This is a genomic window from Streptomyces sp. NPDC014907 (assembly GCF_055562975.1).
In genome coordinates this window covers 133,364-145,682 of record NZ_JBVHEG010000002.1, presented here as the reverse complement: position 1 = coordinate 145,682, position 12,319 = coordinate 133,364, and the positions used below count along the sequence as shown (strand labels likewise).

The following is a 12,319-nucleotide window of genomic DNA, read 5'->3' as shown; positions in this document are numbered from 1 at the left end:
GTACGCCGGAGGAACAGGCACGGGCGGGGCTCTTTTCGCGGGCGGGGGTGCGGCGGTCCTCCGGGGAGGGCCACGGGCGGCACCGGCCGTACTCCCGCGCGCGGACGGGCCGTTCGCCGTCACTCCTCCCGCGCGGCCGTCAGCCGCTCGCGCATCCGCCCGACCGCCTCGTCCGGCACGCCCAGCCCCTCCCGCACGTACGTCTCCATCGACCCGTACCGCACCGCCACCTCGTCGAGCGCCGCGTCCAGGTACTCCGGCAGCACCCCGATCAGGTCGAGCGTCAGCTGCGGGTCGCCGCCCTGGGCCGTGAACCCCTGGATCATCGGCGCGAACGCCTGCCGCACCGCCGGGTTGACCGACAGGTACTCCTCCCGCACCGTCTCCTCGTCCGCCCCGAGCAGCGACAGGACGACCGTCGCCGCCCACCCCGTCCGGTCCTTGCCCGCCGTGCAGTGGAAGAGCAGCGGCCCGGCGTCCGGCGCGCCCAGCTCCATGAGGAGGGCCCCGTAGGCGGCGCGGGCGGAAGCGGTGGAGACGAAGGCGCGGTAGGTGTGGGCGAAGGCCTCCCGCATCCGGCCCCCGCCCAGGTGCTCCTCGGCGAGCACCGGATCGGTGAGCAGCGTCTTCAGGCGCGCGGCCGGCGGCAGCCCGTTCGCCGCCGGCCAGTCGGCGAGCACGTCCGCGACGAGCAGCCGGGCGCCGGCGGGCAGCCGGTCCGGCCGCTCGGTGCGCTCGGGCTCCGTCCGGAGGTCGACGACGGTACGGACGCCCGGACCGGCCAGGGCGGGTTCGGCCGGGTCGAGCCGGTCGAGCATCGCGGAGCGGAGGACGAGGCCGGGCCGGACCGCCCGGCCGCCGCCGAGCGGCAGGCCGCCGAGATCGCGGAGGTTGGCGACGGTGGCGGCGGGGATGGCGGGCATGGCGTCGGCTCCTCCGGTTCGTACGCGTTCGTGTCGACGGTAGTGGATCGCCCGGATTCGGGCAGTTCCTCACGGTCCGCGACGTCCGCCGGGCGGGCGCGCCCCGCCCCCTCCCGCCGGGCTCGGGCGTCCTGCCTCCTCCCCTCCCCGCCGCGCGCCCCTCCTCCCTGCTCCCGCCGTACGCGCGTTCCGCCGTACGCGCGCCCCGCCCCGCACGTGCGCTCACCCCTTCGCGAGCGCCGCCAGGACCTCCGCCTCGCGTTCCGGGGAGAGCCCGGCGCCCGGACGGTCCGGGCGCCGGGGCGCGACGCCGCCGAGCGACTCCAGCCAGGCCCAGGTGTCCGCGACCGTCTCCTCCACCGGCCGGCAGCGCAGCCCGGTCGCGAGCGCCCGGGAGACGTCGGCGGTGTGCATCGCGTCGTACGCCTCGCCCGGCGGCAGCCACACGGGCAGCTCCGTCCAGGGCGCCACCCCGGCCGCGAGCAGCGCCTCCGGCTCCGTCCAGCGCAGCTCGGCCCCGCCGCCGGTCACCCGTACGCAGGCGTCGAGCAGCTCGCCCATGGTCGTGTGCCCGGGCGGCGAGACCAGGTTGCAGGGCCCCGAGAGCCCCGCCGCCACCGCGTCCAGCGTCCACGCGGCGAGGTCGCGCACGTCGACGTACTGGACCGTCGCCCCGCGCGGCCCGGGGGCGAGGACGGGGCCGCCGCGCGCGGTCCTGCCCAGCCACCAGGGGAGCCGGCCGACGTTCTCGTACGGGCCGAGGATCAGGCCCGCGCGGACGAGCAGCGTCCGGCCGGGGCCGAAGGCGGCCGTCGCGGCCAGTTCGCCGCCCCGCTTCGCCTCCGCGTAGGGCACGTCCCCGTCGTCCGGGGAGCCCTCCACCAGCGGGCCGTCCTCCGCGAGCCCGGCGGCGGGCGGCCAGGCGTACACGGAACGGCTCGACACGTACGCGTACCGCCCGGCCCGGTCCGCGAGCAGCCGGGCCGCGTCCCGCACCGCGGAGGGCGCCGCCGACCAGGTGTCCACGACGGCGTCCCAGGCACCGGTGGCGAGGGCGGCGAGCCCGCCGGGGGCGCTGCGGTCCCCGGTCAGCGACGCGGCCCCCACCGGGACCGGGTGGCGGCCCCGGTGAAAGACCGTCACCTCCCAGCCCCGTCCGAGCGCGGCCTCGGCGATCGCGCGGCCGACGAACTCCGTACCTCCGAGCATCAGCAGTCTCATGGCCCGAGCCTGCCCCGCCGGGGAGGACGGTGCCAGGGGGTTCCGCTCCGGGAGGATTCCGCCTCGGGAGGAACGGGCGGGGAGTCGGACGGGAACGGCGGGGCGGGCCCGGCCGGGGCGTCAGGGCGCGTACTTGTAGCCGACGCGCCGCACGGTCTGGATGGTGTGGCGGTGCTCGGCGCCCAGCTTGCGGCGCAGCCGGGCCACGTGGACGTCGACCGTCCGCCCGTCGCCCACGTGTCCGTACCCCCACACCGTGGTGACCAACTGGTCGCGGGTGTGCACCCGGTGGGGGTGCGCCACCAGATGGGCGAGGAGTTCGAACTCCAGGTACGTGAGGTCGAGCGTCCGGCCGTCCACGACGGCGATCCGCCGTTCCCCGTCGACGGCCACCGGCCCCCGCTCCCCGGCCGCGCCGGGGAAGGTCCCGGCACCGGCCCCGGTGTCGGCCCCGGTCCCGGTTTCGGTCCCGGGTTCGGTCGCGGGGGAGGGGGCGGCGGTCACGGACGGGTGCGGCCGGTGGTCGGCCGGGACGAGGACGAGGTACCCGACCATCGGCGGACGGCCCGGCAGCACCGGCAGCACGTGCTGCGGCGCGGGCAGCAGGGTGGCGCCGGGCGGCAGGAAGCCGGCCACCCGGGAGAGGTCGACGGCCTCGTCCGGGGAGACGGCGCGCAGTCGCTGCCTGCCGGGACGGACGGCCGTGAGGGAGGCGCTCTGGGTGTGGGCCATGGGGAATCAGCTCTTTCGCGCGGAGAAACGGACGGACAGGCGTCGTACGTCGTGCGCGTCGGCCGGAGGCCGGGGATCGGACCGGACCGATCGGGGCTTTAGAGGGCCGACGCGTTCCTCGCGCGGCAACACACCCGGTCGAAGTCGTGATGCTGACGGGAAGGCCAGAACGGCTCGAGGTCGTGACGGCCCGTCACGGTGTCGTTCTGCGGATCGGCCATATCCCTATTGAACCAGAAGGGAAACGCGGGGACGACCCCCGGGAGGGCCCCGATCCGGTCACGCGCGTCCCGGACGCGGGAAGGGGCGCCCACCGTGCGGAACGGCGGACGCCCCTTCCGGGAGCGGCGGGATCAGACCTGGCCGGCCTTCTCCAGGGCCTCGCAGCAGGTGTCCACCAGGAGGCGGGTCACCACGTACGGGTCCACGTTGGCGTTCGGGCGGCGGTCCTCGATGTAGCCCTTGCGGTCCCGCTCGACCTGCCACGGGATGCGGACCGAGGCGCCGCGGTCCGAGACGCCGTAGGAGTACTCGTCCCACGGCGCGGTCTCGTGCAGGCCCGTCAGGCGCTCGTCGATGCCGGCGCCGTAGTTCTTGACGTGGTCGAGCGGCTTCGAGCCCTCGCCCAGCGACTCGCACGCGGTGATGATCGCGGCGTACCCCTCGGGCCCTTCGCGCATCGCCTTCGTGGAGAAGTTGGTGTGCGCGCCCGCCCCGTTCCAGTCGCCCTTCACCGGCTTCGGGTCCAGGGTCGCGGCGACGCCGAAGTCCTCGGCCGTGCGGTACAGCAGCCAGCGGGCCACCCACAGCTGGTCGGAGACCTCCAGGGGCGCCAGCGGGCCGACCTGGAACTCCCACTGGCCCGGCATGACCTCGGCGTTGATGCCGGAGATGCCGAGACCGGCCTTGAGGCAGTTCTCCAGGTGCGCCTCCACCACCTGGCGGCCGTGGATCTCGTCCACGCCGACGCCGCAGTAGTAACCGCCCTGCGGGGCGGGGAAGCCGTTGACCGGGAAGCCGAGCGGACGGGTGCCCTCGAAGAAGGTGTACTCCTGCTCGATGCCGAAGATCGGCTCCTGCGCGGCGTACCGGTCGAAGACCTCGGCCAGCGCGGCGCGCGTGTTCGACTCGTGCGGCGTCATGTCCGTGTCGAGGACCTCGCACAGGACCAGGACGTCGTCACCGCCGCGGATCGGGTCCGGGCAGACGAAGACCGGCTTGAGGACGCGGTCCGAGGCGTGGCCCTTGGCCTGGTTCGTGCTGGAACCGTCGAAGCCCCAGACCGGCAGCTCGCCGAGCGCCGGGGACCCGTCCGTGATGATCTTCGTCTTGGAGCGGAGCTTCGCGGTCGGCTCGGTGCCGTCGATCCAGATGTACTCAGCCTTGAAGGTCACGGGGGCTCATCCTTAGGGCGCGTGGCGTGCTGCTGGGGTTCCCCGCGCCCGGAGGCGGACGAGGGCGGCTGCCCGCGGCGGCTCGCGGCGCTGCGAGAAGCTGCGGTCTCCGCACGGACCCGCCCGGGGGCGTTCCGTGCCGGTGCTTTCGGACCGCAGCTTCGCAACCCGCGGTTTCCCGTCGGTTGCCCGTGTGTGAACCCCGTGTTACTCGGCCCTCCCGCGCTTCCCGCCCCCTCCGCGCGACGGCGCCCGCACCCGGGAGCCCCCGGGCCCGGCCGCCCGGGCCCGGCCGCCCGGGTCCGCCGGGCCGGGTCCGCCGGATCGGCCCGGCGTACGGGGTGCCGGACGCGTCCGCCGCCCGCCCGGACCCCGGTGTACGATCCCGCCGCGCGCCGGACGGCGACCGCGTCCCTCCGTACGGTGCACGGGCCCTTCCGTGCGGCGGCCGGACCTCCCCCCACGGCGCACGGGCCTTCCCGTACGGCGGCCGGGTCCTTCCGTACGGCGCACAGGCCCTTCCGTACGGCGGCCGGGCCCTCCCGCCCGTACCGCCGGGCCACCCGGCAGACTGGGATCATGGCCAAGCAGCTCGGGGCACGGCCCCGCATCGGACTCCTCGGCACCGGCCCCTGGGCCGGTCGCACCCACGCGCCCGCGATCGCCGGGCACCCCGACGTCGAGTTCAGCGGGGTGTGGGGCAGACGCCCGGAGGCGGCGGAGGCGCTGGCCGCCGCGTCGGGCACGCGCGCGTACGAGGACGTGGACGCCCTCTTCGCGGCGAGCGACGCCGTGGCCATCGCCCTCCCGCCGGACGTGCAGGCACCGCTCGCGGTGCGGGCCGCCGCCGCGGGCTGCCACGTCCTCCTCGACAAGCCGGTCGCCACGACGGTGGCCGGGGCCCGCGAGGTGGCCGGGGCGGTGGAGGCGGCCGGGGTCGCCTCCGTGGTCTTCTGCACGCTGCGGTTCGCGGAGGCGACGGCGGCCTGGATCGAGGAGCAGGCGGCGGCGGACGGCTGGTTCCTGGGCGAGGCCCACTGGCTGGGGTCGCTCTACGGCCCCGGCTCGGCCAGCGCCTACGCGGCATCGCCCTGGCGGCGCGAGAAGGGCGGCCTGTGGGACGTCGGCCCGCACGTCCTCTCGGTCTACCTGCCGGTCCTCGGCGACGTCACCGGGATCACCGCCGCGCCGGGCCCGGGCGACACCCACCACCTGGTGCTGCGCCACGCCTCGGGGGCGAGCAGCACGGCGACCCTCACGCTCGGCGCCCCGCCGGAGGCGGCGGAGGCGGCCCTCGCCCTGTACGGCACGCGGGGCCGGGCCGAACTGCCCCGCTGGGGCGGCGCGGTGGAGGCCTTCGGCGCGGCCGTCGACGCCCTGGTCACGGCGGCCCGCACGGGCGTCCCCCACCCCTGCGACGCCCGCTTCGGCCTGCGCCTGACGGAGATCCTGACGGAGGCGGAACGCCAGACGGCCGCGACGAGGACGGAGCCGGGCGCGACGGGAGTCTGAGCCCCCGGAACACCCGCCCCCGGCCACGGCGGGCCGTCCGCGACCGTCCGTGACCGGGGGCGGTGACCGGGGGCGGACGGCCCGTCCCCGTCACGGACGGGTCCCCAGCCGGCCGCCACCCGTACCCGGGCCCCAGGCCTACAGACCTACCGGCCCACGGACCCACAGACCACAGGCCCACAGACCCCCAGGCCCACGGACCCACAGGCCTCAGGCCCACAGACCTCAGCGGGACAGCGCGTCCCGTACGGCCTCCTCGGAGCGGCCCACGACGGCGGTGCCGTCCTCGGCCGTGATGATGGGCCGCTGGATGAGCTTCGGGTGCGCGGCGAGCGCCTCGATCCACCGGTCGCGGTGCTCCGCGTCCCGGGGCCACTCCTTCAGCCCCAGCTCACCGGCCTCGGCCTCCCCGGTCCGGGTGATGTCCCACGGTTCGAGCCCGAGCCGCCCGAGCACCTCCCGGATCTCGTCCGGCGAGGGCACGTCCTCCAGGTAGCGCCGCACGGTGTACTCGGCGCCCTCGGCGTCGAGGAGGGTGAGGGCGCCGCGGCACTTGGAACAGGCGGGATTGATCCAGATCTCCATGGCGCACAAGGTACCCCCGGACCCGCGCCCGCGTCCCCGAAAACCCGGTCTGGCCAGGGCCGATTGTCAGTGGGGGGCAGTAAAATCGGGGGTGAAGGTGAGGGTCCCGAGGAGGGCCCGCACCCACCGTTCGCCAGGAGGTAGCCCATGGCTCTCGCCGTGATCCGGACGCCGTCCCTCGAACCCTGGAAGCCGCTCCGGAAGCAGCCGCTCCCCGCGGGCCGGCCCCGCGAGTGGTACGTCACGCACAACCGGCGCCTGAAGGCCATGCGCCTCGCGATCGCCCTCCTCGACGCCGGCGTCTACGTCCCGTCGAAGGCCACGAACGCGACGATACGCACCACGGCCGAGCAGCTCGGCATCCACCCGCCCTCGGACACCACCTGCCGCATGGTCCGCACCCTGATCCGCTACGGCCGCTGACCCGGAGAGCACGAACGAACGGCGAAGGCCGCCGCCCGGAACCTTCCGGGCGGCGGCCTTCGCGGAGCGTCCCGGCCCGCGGGCCGGAGTGCGGCCCGTACCGGGGCCGGGGCGGCCTACAGGTCGAAGTACAGCTCGAACTCGTGCGGGTGCGGGCGCAGCTGGATCGGGGCGATCTCGTGGGTGCGCTTGTAGTCGATCCAGGTCTCGATCAGGTCCGCGGTGAAGACGCCGCCGGCCTGGAGGTACTCGTTGTCCTCCTCCAGGGCGGTGAGGACGGCCTCCAGGTTGGTCGGGACCTGCGGGACGTTGGCGTGCTCCTCCGGAGCCAGCTCGTACAGGTCCTTGTCGATCGGCTCCATCGGCTCGATCTTGTTCTTGATGCCGTCGAGGCCCGCGAGGAGCAGCGCCGAGAAGGCGAGGTACGGGTTCGAGGACGGGTCCGGCGCGCGGAACTCGACGCGCTTGGCCTTCGGGTTCGAGCCCGTGATCGGGATGCGCATGGCGGCGGAGCGGTTGCGCTGCGAGTACACCATGTTGACCGGGGCCTCGAAGCCCGGGACCAGGCGGTGGTACGAGTTCACCGTCGGGTTGGTGAAGGCGAGCAGCGACGGGGCGTGCTTGAGGATGCCGCCGATGTAGTAGCGGGCGGTGTCCGAGAGGCCCGCGTAGCCCGTCTCGTCGTAGAACAGCGGGTCGCCGTTCGACCACAGCGACTGGTGGACGTGCATGCCCGAGCCGTTGTCGCCGAAGATCGGCTTCGGCATGAAGGTCGCGGTCTTGCCGTTGCGCCAGGCGACGTTCTTCACGATGTACTTGAAGAGCATCAGGTCGTCGGCCGCGGCGAGCAGCGTGTTGAACTTGTAGTTGATCTCGGCCTGGCCGGCGGTGCCGACCTCGTGGTGCTGGCGCTCGACCTGGAGGCCGACGTTCTCCAGCTCCAGGGAGATCTCCGAGCGCAGGTCGGCGAAGTGGTCGACCGGCGGGGCCGGGAAGTAGCCGCCCTTGTAGCGGACCTTGTAGCCGCGGTTGTTCTCCACCGCGCCGGTGTTCCAGGCGCCGGCCTCGGAGTCGATGTGGTAGAAGCCCTGGTTCGCCGAGGTCTCGAAGCGCACCGAGTCGAAGACGTAGAACTCCGCCTCGGGGCCGAAGTAGGCGGTGTCGGCGATGCCGGTGGAGGCGAGGTACGCCTCGGCCTTCTTCGCGATGTTCCGCGGGTCACGGCTGTACTGCTCGCCCGTGATCGGGTCGTGGATGAAGAAGTTGATGTTGAGCGTCTTGTCGCGGCGGAAGGGGTCCACCCGGGCCGTCGACAGGTCGGCGCGGAGCGACATGTCGGACTCGTGGATCGCCTGGAAGCCGCGGATCGACGAGCCGTCGAAGGCCAGCTCCTCCGCCGGGTCGAAGGCCGTCGCCGGGATCGTGAAGTGCTGCATCACGCCCGGAAGGTCGCAGAAACGGACGTCGACCATCTTGACGTCGTTGTCCTTGATGAACTTGTTGACCTCGTCGGCGTTCTGGAACCCGTGCTTCTCGGACATCCCACTCCTCCTGGTCCCGGCCCGGGGAGGGCGGGGTTGCGGCTCGGTCGTGCGGCCGGTGCGGTGGCACACGCTGGTCCCGACCATAGGCAGGCGGGATTTCTCCAGCATGACCCATTTGTTTCGTGGACGTTAACCGGGAGGGGTGCCGCCGGTGACCCCGCCACGCCCCGCGGGCGCCGTCACCCCGCCTCCCACCCCCCGGAACGGAGTGATCGAAAACGGGCACAGTACCGTGGTCGGGTGGACAACAGGCACGTACTCGGATCATGGCTCTCCGGCCCCCGCGCGGCGGCCGAGGAGGCCGGCGTCGACTTCGGCTACCGCGGTCAGCAGCTCGGACTGCCCGAGGAGGGGCCCGGTTCGATCGCCCGTCCCGGGCGGCGGCTCGGCGCCCTCGCCGTCGACTGGGCCCTCTGCACCCTGATCGCATACGGCCTGATCACCGACGGCTACAGCCAGGCCACGGGCAACTGGGCCCTCGTCATCCTGTTCGTCCTGAGCGCCCTGACGGTCGGCACCGTCGGCGCCACACCGGGCAAGCTGCTCTTCCGCCTGCGGGTCGTCTCCGCGAACGGCGGCCGGCTCGGGGCGCCGCGTGCGGTGCTCCGCTCGTTCCTGGTCTGCCTGGCGATCCCGGCCCTCATCTGGGACCGCGACGGCCGGGGCCTCCACGACCGCCTCTCCGGCGCCGTCCAGATCCGCGTCTGACCCCCCCGTACATGGGGAGGGCCCCGGACCGAGCGGTCCGGGGCCCTCCCCATGTACGGGGGGAGCGTCAGCGCATCTTCCCGCCGCGGGGCATGCGCATGCCCTTCGGCATCGGGCCCTTCGGGAGGGGCATGTTGCTCATCAGGTCGCCCATCGCCCGCAGCCGGTCGTTGGCCGCGGTGACCTGGGGGCCGGTGAGGACGCGGGGCATCTTGAGCAGGGTCGTGCGGATCTTCTTCAGGGGCACCTGGCCCTCGCCGTCACCGACGATGATGTCGTGCACCGGCACGTCCAGCACGACGCGGTTCATGCGCTTCTTCTCCGCCGCGAGGAGCGTCTTGACCCGGTTCGGGTTGCCCTCGGCCACCAGCACGATGCCGGCCCGGCCGACCGCGCGGTGCACGACGTCCTGGCTGCGGTTCATCGCGACCGCGGGGGTCGTCGTCCAGCCGCGCCCGACGTTCTGCAGCACCGCCGCGGCCGCGCCCGGCTGGCCCTCCATCTGCCCGAAGGCCGCGCGCTCCGCACGCCGCCCGAAGACGATGGCCGCCGCCAGGAGACCCAGGACGAGGCCCAGGACGCCCAGGTAGACCGGGTGACCGATGAGGAAGCCGATCGCGAGGAGGACACCGAGTACGCCGATGCCCACGCCCGCGACGACGAGACCGACCCGGGGGTCGGCCTTCCGGGTCATCTTGTACGTGAGGGCGATCTGCTTCAGTCGCCCGGGATTGGCAGCGTCAGCGCTGCTCGTGTGTGCCTTCCTCGCCATGCTGTGAAGTTTACGTGGCCCGGGAAGCCCGGCCGGACGCGACCTCCATCACGCGCTGGGCCTCCACCCGGTCCCTGGCGCGGCGGCGGTCCTCCAGGACGGAGTTCCAGGCGTTGCGCCGGGCGGTGCGCTGCCCGGCGCCCAGGAGCAGCGACTCGACGGCCCTCAGGGCGTCGGTGACGGACGGGATCGCGGTGACGCGGACGTGCGTCGGTGCGGCCGGCATGACGGGGTCCTCCCTCGATGGCGGGTGAGACGAGGCGGGGTGCGAGCGGGTGGTGGCGCTGTGTGGAACCAGGCTCACAGATCGGTGTTACCAGGGCGTGACCCGGGGGTCAAACACGGGTGAAACCGCCGTGCGGCCGGACGGCCCAGCGGGAGAACGCCGACGCGGTCCGGACGGCCCCGCTGAGCTGCGGGGGCGTCCGGACCGCGTCGAATCCGTCGCGTGCCCCCCGGCGGGCGCCTGTGCCGGGGTTCACACGGGCCTACGCGCTCGGCGCGGCGGCCCGCTTCTCCATCGCCTGCTGGTACAGCCGTCCGGCCCGGTACGAGGAACGCACCAGCGGGCCCGACATCACGCCGGAGAAGCCGATCTCGTCGGCCTCCTCCTTCAGCTCCACGAACTCCTGCGGCTTCACCCAGCGCTCCACCGGGTGGTGGCGGACCGAGGGGCGCAGGTACTGGGTGATCGTGATCAGTTCGCAGCCCGCGTCGTGCAGCTGCTGGAGCGCCTCGCTGATCTCCTCGCGGGTCTCGCCCATGCCGAGGATCAGGTTGGACTTCGTGATCAGACCGTAGTCGCGCGCCCGCGTGATGACGTCCAGGGAGCGCTCGTAGCGGAAGCCGGGGCGGATGCGCTTGAAGATGCGCGGCACCGTCTCCACGTTGTGCGCGAAGACCTCGGGGCGGGAGTCGAAGACCTGCTCCAGGAGTTCCGGCACCGCGTTGAAGTCGGGGGCCAGCAGCTCGACCTTCGTGCGGCCCGCCTCGCGGTCCGCCGTCTGGTGGTGGATCTGGCGCACGGTCTCCGCGTACAGCCAGGCGCCGCCGTCCTCCAGGTCGTCGCGGGCGACGCCGGTGATCGTGGCGTAGTTCAGGTCCATGGTGACGACGGACTCGCCGACGCGCCGGGGCTCGTCCCGGTCCAGCGCCTCGGGTTTGCCCGTGTCGATCTGGCAGAAGTCGCAGCGCCGGGTGCACTGGTCGCCGCCGATGAGGAAGGTCGCCTCGCGGTCCTCCCAGCACTCGAAGATGTTGGGACAGCCCGCCTCCTGGCAGACCGTGTGCAGGCCCTCGCTCTTCACGAGGCCCTGCATCTTCGTGTACTCGGGCCCCATCTTCGCCCGGGTCTTGATCCACTCGGGCTTGCGCTCGATGGGGGTCTGGGCGTTCCGGACCTCCAGGCGCAGCATCTTGCGTCCGTCGGGTGCGACTGCGGACACATCGGCTCCTGTAGCTTCGATTCTTCGGCGTACACCAGGGTACGCCCGTGGCTTCCATGCCTTGCCTACGTCCGGCCAACCCGTGGCCAGAGCCCCGCATTCCCGGGGCCGCCCGTGCCTCAGGCGGACGCGGGCTCCACGGCCCGCGGCGCGAGTTCCGCGTGCTCCAGGACCTCCCGCAGGTGCTTCTCCACCACGGGCAGCACCTCCTCGACCGTGACGTCCCGGCCCAGCTCGCCGGCGAGCGAGGTGACGCCCGCGTCGCGGATGCCGCACGGGATGATCCGGTCGAACCAGACGTTGTCCGGGTTCACGTTGAGCGCGAAGCCGTGCATGGTGACGCCCTTGGCGACGCGGATGCCGATCGCCGCCAGCTTCCGGTCCTCGCGGCGCTGGCCGGCGTTGGAGGGCGCGTACTCCGGCCCGTTCAGGCGCGGGTCGAACTCCTCGTCGGTCAGGCGCGGGTCGAAGTCGAGCGAGAGCCCGCCGGGCGACGGCCGCCGCTCGACCGGGTCGCCCAGCACCCACACCCCGCTGCGGCCCTCGATCCGCGTCGTCTCCAGACCGAAGTCCGCGGCCGTGCGGATCAGGGCCTCCTCCAGCCGGCGCACGTGCGCGACGACGTCCACCGGGCGGGGCAGCTTCATGATCGGGTAGCCGACCAGCTGGCCGGGGCCGTGCCAGGTGATCTTGCCGCCCCGGTCGACGTCCACCACCGGCGTCCCGTCCAGCGGGCGCTCGCTCTCCGCGGTGCGCCGGCCGGCGGTGTAGACCGGCGGGTGCTCCAGGAGCAGACAGGTGTCCTCGATCTCGTCGGCGAACCGCGCGGCGTGCACCTCGCGCTGCTTCTCCCAGGCCACCCGGTAGTCGACGGCCCCGTCGCCGAAACCGAGACGGACGAATCGCAGCTCACTCACGGCCATGCCTCCTCCTGGGTGCCGGGAGCGGGGGACCGGGGATCGTCCCGGGCCGGCTCGGCACCCTGCGTCATTCGCGCCCCTGCCACTGTACGGCGGCGCCGGGAACACCCGTACGGGGGTGCGGCGGGCCGTCCCCCTTT

13 protein-coding genes are annotated in these 12,319 nt (G+C 73.7%); 3 read left to right on the top strand and 10 right to left on the bottom strand.

The features are described 5' to 3' along the window. Positions 1–119: 119 nt before the first annotated feature. From ACZ3IL_RS06055 to glnII, 4 genes are all read right to left on the bottom strand, one after another. On the bottom strand, positions 120–923 hold the full coding sequence (locus ACZ3IL_RS06055) for a tyrosine-protein phosphatase (protein ID WP_467387094.1): 804 nt from the start codon (positions 921–923) through the stop codon (positions 120–122). A 222-nt stretch (positions 924–1,145) separates the two neighbouring features. After that, complete coding sequence (locus ACZ3IL_RS06050) at positions 1,146–2,144, bottom strand: NAD-dependent epimerase/dehydratase family protein (protein ID WP_467387092.1); 999 nt, start codon at positions 2,142–2,144, stop codon at positions 1,146–1,148. Positions 2,145–2,264: 120 nt separating this feature from the next. Continuing rightward, a complete protein-coding gene (locus ACZ3IL_RS06045; RefSeq protein WP_467387091.1) occupies positions 2,265–2,876 on the bottom strand; it encodes a winged helix-turn-helix domain-containing protein in 612 nt (203 codons plus the stop codon). Positions 2,877–3,229: 353 nt separating this feature from the next. Then, positions 3,230–4,270 carry a glutamine synthetase gene (gene glnII, locus ACZ3IL_RS06040; RefSeq protein ID WP_467387089.1) on the bottom strand — a complete coding sequence of 347 codons (1,041 nt, stop codon included), beginning with the start codon at positions 4,268–4,270 and terminating at the stop codon, positions 3,230–3,232. 579 nt (positions 4,271–4,849) lie between these two features. On the opposite strand from glnII, the gene ACZ3IL_RS06035 reads away from it, so the two are divergent. Next, a complete protein-coding gene (locus tag ACZ3IL_RS06035) occupies positions 4,850–5,782 on the top strand; it encodes a Gfo/Idh/MocA family protein (protein ID WP_467387088.1) in 933 nt (310 codons plus the stop codon). A 225-nt stretch (positions 5,783–6,007) separates the two neighbouring features. Here ACZ3IL_RS06035 and ACZ3IL_RS06030 read toward each other — a convergent pair whose 3' ends face one another. Continuing rightward, positions 6,008–6,367: an arsenate reductase family protein gene (locus ACZ3IL_RS06030; protein WP_467387087.1), complete on the bottom strand. Its 360-nt coding sequence runs from the start codon at positions 6,365–6,367 to the stop codon at positions 6,008–6,010. A 147-nt stretch (positions 6,368–6,514) separates the two neighbouring features. On the opposite strand from ACZ3IL_RS06030, the gene ACZ3IL_RS06025 reads away from it, so the two are divergent. Then, complete coding sequence (locus tag ACZ3IL_RS06025; protein WP_388696415.1) at positions 6,515–6,790, top strand: hypothetical protein; 276 nt, start codon at positions 6,515–6,517, stop codon at positions 6,788–6,790. A gap of 116 nt (positions 6,791–6,906) precedes the next feature. Here the strand turns inward: ACZ3IL_RS06025 and glnA are convergent, their stop codons facing one another. Next, entirely contained in the window at positions 6,907–8,331 is a 1,425-nt protein-coding gene (gene glnA, locus ACZ3IL_RS06020; protein WP_467387084.1) for a type I glutamate--ammonia ligase, read from the bottom strand. Between the two features lie 243 nt (positions 8,332–8,574). Between glnA and ACZ3IL_RS06015 the strand changes: the two genes are divergently transcribed. Continuing rightward, positions 8,575–9,042 carry an RDD family protein gene (locus ACZ3IL_RS06015; RefSeq protein ID WP_467387082.1) on the top strand — a complete coding sequence of 156 codons (468 nt, stop codon included), beginning with the start codon at positions 8,575–8,577 and terminating at the stop codon, positions 9,040–9,042. Between the two features lie 67 nt (positions 9,043–9,109). On the opposite strand, the gene ACZ3IL_RS06010 is transcribed toward ACZ3IL_RS06015, so the two are convergent. The 4 genes from ACZ3IL_RS06010 to lipB all read right to left on the bottom strand — a co-directional run bounded on the left by ACZ3IL_RS06010 (position 9,110) and on the right by lipB (position 12,176). Continuing rightward, positions 9,110–9,814, bottom strand: a complete 705-nt coding sequence (locus ACZ3IL_RS06010; protein ID WP_467387080.1) for a DUF4191 domain-containing protein — start codon at positions 9,812–9,814, stop codon at positions 9,110–9,112. Positions 9,815–9,824: 10 nt separating this feature from the next. Further along, a complete protein-coding gene (locus ACZ3IL_RS06005) occupies positions 9,825–10,040 on the bottom strand; it encodes an SCO2195 family GlnR-regulated protein (protein ID WP_388696430.1) in 216 nt (71 codons plus the stop codon). Between the two features lie 262 nt (positions 10,041–10,302). Beyond that, on the bottom strand, positions 10,303–11,259 hold the full coding sequence (gene lipA, locus ACZ3IL_RS06000) for a lipoyl synthase (RefSeq protein WP_467387077.1): 957 nt from the start codon (positions 11,257–11,259) through the stop codon (positions 10,303–10,305). A gap of 119 nt (positions 11,260–11,378) precedes the next feature. Further along, the gene (gene lipB, locus ACZ3IL_RS05995) at positions 11,379–12,176 is read right to left on the bottom strand and encodes a lipoyl(octanoyl) transferase LipB (RefSeq protein ID WP_467387075.1); all 798 of its coding nucleotides are present in this window, start codon (positions 12,174–12,176) and stop codon (positions 11,379–11,381) included. Positions 12,177–12,319 lie beyond the last annotated feature (143 nt).